The organism is Acinetobacter sp. YH12233 (assembly GCF_013417725.1).
Lineage (GTDB): Bacteria > Pseudomonadota > Gammaproteobacteria > Pseudomonadales > Moraxellaceae > Acinetobacter.
Genome location: NZ_VPDK01000067.1, coordinates 1 through 5,703, shown reverse-complemented (window position 1 = coordinate 5,703; position 5,703 = coordinate 1). Strand labels below are relative to the sequence as shown.

General features: G+C 38.6%; 4 protein-coding genes. All 4 read left to right on the top strand.

The genetic code is table 11. The features are described from left to right. Window positions 1–18: 18 nt before the first annotated feature. The 4 genes from FTV12_RS16000 (at window position 19) to FTV12_RS15985 (ending at window position 5,364) form a co-directional block, all read left to right on the top strand. Window positions 19–1,179, top strand: coding sequence for a restriction endonuclease subunit S (locus FTV12_RS16000; RefSeq protein WP_373687233.1), 1,161 nt, complete (start codon window positions 19–21; stop codon window positions 1,177–1,179). Window positions 1,180–2,959: 1,780 nt separating this feature from the next. Continuing rightward, the gene (locus FTV12_RS15995; protein WP_257220907.1) at window positions 2,960–3,934 is read left to right on the top strand and encodes a hypothetical protein; all 975 of its coding nucleotides are present in this window, start codon (window positions 2,960–2,962) and stop codon (window positions 3,932–3,934) included. A gap of 64 nt (window positions 3,935–3,998) precedes the next feature. Continuing rightward, entirely contained in the window at window positions 3,999–4,148 is a 150-nt protein-coding gene (locus tag FTV12_RS15990) for a hypothetical protein (protein ID WP_180034325.1), read from the top strand. A 319-nt stretch (window positions 4,149–4,467) separates the two neighbouring features. Further along, window positions 4,468–5,364: a replication initiation protein gene (locus tag FTV12_RS15985; protein WP_180034324.1), complete on the top strand. Its 897-nt coding sequence runs from the start codon at window positions 4,468–4,470 to the stop codon at window positions 5,362–5,364. The last annotated feature ends 339 nt before the right edge of the window (window positions 5,365–5,703 follow it).

The following is a 5,703-nucleotide window of genomic DNA, read 5'->3' as shown; positions in this document are numbered from 1 at the left end:
GTCACACTAAAAAATTGTATTACTTCAATTGATTCAGGTTGGAGTCCTCAATGTGAAAGCTACCCTGCTAACTCAAGCGAATGGGGGGTTTTAAAAACGACTTCAGTTGATTGGAGTGGCTTTAATTCTTCTTTTAATAAGAAACTACCTTTAGAGCTGACTCCTCGAAAGGAAATAGAAGTTAAACCTTTGGATATTTTGGTTACACGAGCAGGGCCTACGGAACGAGTTGGGGTTGTTTCAGTTGTTCCTCATTCAGTTCGTTCAAAACTGATGATTTCAGATAAATTAATTCGCTTGAAATCAAATGAAGAAAACAATCCTCTATTTTTAGGCATTAGTTTATCTTCAGTAAAATGTCAGAATCAGTTGCAGTCTAAAACTTCAGGATTAGCAAAGTCACAAACTAATATTTCCCAAAAAATATTGGGTGAAGTTCTTTTAAAACTGCCTTCAAAAGAAGAACAAACCAAAATCGCTTCTTTCCTTTCTGCTGTTGATGAAAAGATTAGTCAGCTTACTCAAAAACTTGAGCTGCTTAGTCAATACAAACAAGGAATGATGCAAAAGCTGTTTAGTCAACAGATTCGTTTTAAAGCGGATGATGGGAGTGAATTTGGGGAGTGGGAAAATACAGTACTTGGAGATATTGCAGATATAGTTGGAGGGGGAACACCATCAACTAACAATCAGGCATATTGGAGTGGGGATGTTGTATGGCTAACACCATCTGAAATCAACCAAAAATTTATAGGTGAAAGCAAGCGAACAATTTCAGAACTTGGCGTTCAGAAGTCATCAGCAAAAAAGCTTCCTATAGGCACGATTCTTTTTACTTCTAGAGCAACTATTGGCGAAGTAGCAATTGCGATTGCAGAAGTAACTACAAACCAAGGATTTCAATCCTTTATCTCTAATGAGAAAACTTTCAATGAGTTTTTATATTATTGGATTGTAAATAATAAAAAATCATTTATTGAACGAGCGAGCGGTTCTACTTTTCTGGAAATTAGTAAAAGTAAAATTCAACCGATGGAAATTTCACTTCCTTGCTTAGAAGAACAAACCAAAATCGCTAATTTCCTATCTGCCATCGACCAAAAAATTGAAGTCGTGGCACAGCAAATTGAACAAGCCAAACAGTGGAAAAAAGGTTTGTTGCAGCAGATGTTTATCTAACCGTTTAAACCCACATATTTCGCTCTATTTTGGCCTTTTAAAGGCTACTCCTTAAGGGAGTGTTACTTTCTTGGAAAAGTGGCTAAAAACGCAAATGGTGACCATCTAAGGCAATTTTTAAATAAGGCGAGCAGTTTTATGTCATGCTCGGGACGAAAGACCCATTTTTTTTACGTGTATTGGGCGATACACGGATTTTTATTTATCAGCAAAATCTAATGCTTAGAATGTTTTTTTCGAGTGGTCATTCCCACTAAGCCTTTTTAAAGTCGAGCTGTAAGACCTGATTTAAATACTTGTTTACTCAAGTTTTTTTCTGAAAAATCTTTTGCTTGATGCCACTCAAGCAAGAATTTCATAGATTTGTTTTTCAACTTGTATCTTAGAATTTAGACCGCCAAGTCTATGAAGTCGCCAAACTTCAACCAAGATAAAAGTCTTCCAATTGCTTTACACACACTACTTAATGGCGTGTCCTTTCGTTACTCATCTCGACGCTTGCCTTTCACTCGACATCGAAAAGCTCCCTTTGCCATTACAGCAAAGCTCTACTAAGTCACTCTCCCACACTGCTAGATCAGTCAATCTAGTTTTCAGCTCCATGTTTGCCCCGACTTTTCATGAAAAATTCTTCAAATGAAGAATAGAATTTTCAATAAAGTACGGCATATCAACGCCTAAGTGCTTCCCAAGTTAGCAATCAAACAGTTTGTTTCAGTTTCCTGAAACGTGGTAGACCCCGTGTCGATCTTCCCCATAGTATGCCTACATTCCATCTATCCGCTGACCGCAGTTCCAAGTCATTTCAGCTTTATACAACATACTATGAAGTTAATAACCATCCACGTTCACACCTTACCTAAGCCCACATACACAACTTTCGTCATGTTGCGGGCATTACAGGCTTGAGCTATCCATTGATCTCGACAGCAAAACAGAATGTCATCCGACAAATTCACTGCTTCACCTAAAATCGAGTACCGATTGCGCCATCTTTCAACTTGCAATCCTGATGCCTCACGACAACTTTAAGCTGTATCACTTAAAGCCCTTTAAAAAAGATTGCATCTCCTTTTTAAAGATCCTCAAAAGCCCACCTGTAGGTACTACTTACGCCCTTGTCTTCGTATCTGTTTTTTTCAAACTTGAAGCGTCTAGTAGCCGACTCTTATCGAGTTTACTCAATCCTTAAGTCCTCTCGTCGTCTGTTTAATATGCAGGGTTTCGGCTCTTTCAGCCTAGAAGAAAAATTACTTTCCTCAACCACTTCACAATCTTTCGATTGCTTATAGGTTCCCGTGTCCTTGTCGCCCAACTGCCCGTAAAAACGGGACTACTCATACGAATAGGTAGAATCAGGGAATTTCACCCATCAGCCCCTAGTGTAGCCGCGCCAGCTAGAGTTTCCTCACGCACGCAGCTTCACCATTAAAACTTCTCAATAGACGGCAATCACTCTATCAAAAAGGGGGTGTGTGTTTGTTTCATGGGTGGCAACCATGAAACAAACACTTTTAAAAGCAATTGGATCATGGATTGGCAGTCCACACGAAAAACAGAATCTAAAGCGGTTATATAACGTCCACGAATAGGTGTCAATATACGTCCACGGAACTGCTATTTATAGAATCACCAAAGGTGGTTAAATCAAAAATAAAAATACCACCTTTGGTGGTATTTTTTTGTTTTTAAAAATCTTATTTAAAAATAACCTATATAATCTTTTTATAAATACTCTTATAGGATAACATTTAAAAATGATTTTTATGGAATAACAAAAATGATTTATTACAGTGTAAATTTAAAACAATATTCTCAAGCCATTATAGGAATGGCATCAAATGAATATGAATTGGCTTCGCCTATTTTGAAGCTTGAAATTGAAGATGCAAAGAAGCTGATTGCAAAATGGATTGATCGTTATCACTTGCTTGAGACACCTCAGCAGACTTACCGTAGACGCTTGAATGGTGAGCCTGTTTTTAGCCTAAGTGTTTATTTTTATAGCAATATGAAAAATTCTGATGAATCTCAACATTGGCAAGAGTTTCAAAGTTTTGATGAGAACTATAAAAAAAATGCTAGAGTGCAACTTTTTTGCCGTACAAATGACTTATTTCTTTATGATGATGAGTCCAATAAGGTTCTTAATATAAAAGAAAAAAAAGATATTGCTAAAATAAATAATAAGATAAATAGCTTGATTCCTAGTGCTGAAATTTTTGATTTTCTAGGCAATCTTAAAATCACTTGTCGTCATTATGAGTTAGTGCGGATCACAAAGCCGAAAAAGAGTATCAAAGAGCTTAAAGCACATGCTTGGGAACAGACTAAGCACTCAACCGATTGGACATGGCGTTTGACTGAGAAAGCATATAAAGATCAGTGTGCTCAAGGTGAAAGGGTAGTTTTACGGTTTCAAAATTTGCTTGAGAAAGAAGCAAGTTTAGAGGAAAAAAGCAGATACTTTGAACGACATTTTCGTGCCTTAGAAGGCTTTCTAGGCTATCGAGGTGTAAGACAGCAGATTGGCACGATGTATCATCAAGAGCGAAGACTTTTTAAAAACAAATATGAAATAGATTGGTCGAATCATGGCGCAAGAAAACTCAACTTGGCATATCTGAAGAAGCTCAAAAACACTATTCCCAACAACAGCGCATTAGATGAAGCCATAGAAGTGTTCTATGTTTTAAGTCGTGAGCATATTCAGAAACAATACCAAACTTGGTTGGAAAAAAATGAATCTAAGTAACTCCACCAAGCGAAGCGTAGCTTTTTTTCTTGTCGTCCTCTGCGGTGTCAGCCTTTTGAACTGCATGTCGAACCGAGAGCCACAAGCCGACCAAGACAGCATTTCAAGAGCCGAACAGCGTGAAGCGGATTTTATGGAGAAAAGAGCCAAGTACATTGAAGAACATGGGCATGATAAGCACTACAACATGCAGAATGGTCGAGTTTATGAATGATTTTGGTTTCTGGCCAAACACACCAGGATTTTTTTCAAAAATCTTGGTGTGTTCAGCAAAACCAAACTCAAACCCTTAAAAAACAGCAACATACATTTTTATTTGTGATGCATTTTTTTAATAATTTACCAATAAAATGAATGACTTAACAAGTATGTCTGAATGGTGTACACTTTTCCGCAGACGAAAAAAAACCCGACTGCAATCGGGCTTTTCTTCGGCAACTTGATGAGAAATTAATCTCAACTAGAGCACAGTTATCTTGAACCCTGATTGTAGCCTAGTTGAGCCTAAAAATTCAAATTTTTTGAAGGACAACATGGCTCTAAAAAAACAGCTAGACCTGTTTTTTGATGATCTTGCGTACTATCCGCACTGCACAGATAATTTTGCGGATGGACAATACAGAACCAAGAAAACAGAAGCAATCAAAAAGAAATACATCCAATTTAATCAGCCCTGCCTGATTAGTTATTTTGTCTTTGATCTCGATTACCCTGAATCGGCACTTGCTTGGCGAGAAGAAAACCTCCCTGAGCCTTTTTGGGTAGCACAGAACCCCAAAAATGGGCATGTGCATGTCTGTTACCGCCTTTTGTTTCCTTATCCAACAACTGAAATTGCAAGCATCAAGCCGATGCAGTACGCTGCAAAAATTCAGGCTGCTATGGCTCGAAAACTCAAAGCTGATGCAGGGTACAGCCGAAAACTGACCAAAAACCCATATAACCCTGCTTGGCGGACGATGTACTTCACTGATAAGTCGTATTTGCTCGATGAGCTTGCAGACTATGTTGTGGTTAAAGCACTTAGGAAAAGCGAGCAAGATCAAGGTTTAGGACGTAACTGCACCATGTTTCAGCAGGGTGCATCGTGGTCGTATAGGGCTGTTATGGAGTTTAAACAGGCAAATGCCCCTTTCCAACTGTGGCATAACGCTGTCAAAGATCGCCTAAAGGACATCAATGCAGGTTTCCCCGAACAACTCCCCTACTCAGAAGTGAAAGCCACGGCAAAGAGCATAGCGACTTGGGTATGGCAGCGATTCAGTGAGCAAGGTTTAAAGCAATGGCACGCTGAGAAAGGACGTAAGGGAGGGCAGAAGTCAAAGCGTGGAGCTAAAGCCGATTCTGCGCGTTCTACAAAGCCGTGGGAAGCATTAGGAATAGGACAAGCGACATACTATCGTAGGAAGAAAAAAGGACTGATAAAGTGATAGCAGATAAGCTATATCAGATATCCCCTCGAAGAGGGGGTATTTTGCTTGTCAGTATGGTCAATTCTAAGAATGTTCCACGATCTAAGCCTAGGCTATTTTTAGCTGTTTCTGAATGATCAATTTCTTTATCCGAAGTTTTATATTTTTATGAGAGTTTTACGTTGTTTCCTAAATTAAGATTTAAAGAGTTTGATGGTGATTGGAAGGAAGTCACACTAAAAAATTGTATTACTTCAATTGATTCAGGTTGGAGTCCTCAATGTGAAAGCTACCCTGCTAACTCAAGCGAATGGGGGGTTTTAAAAACGACTTCAGTTGATTGGAGTGGCTTTAATT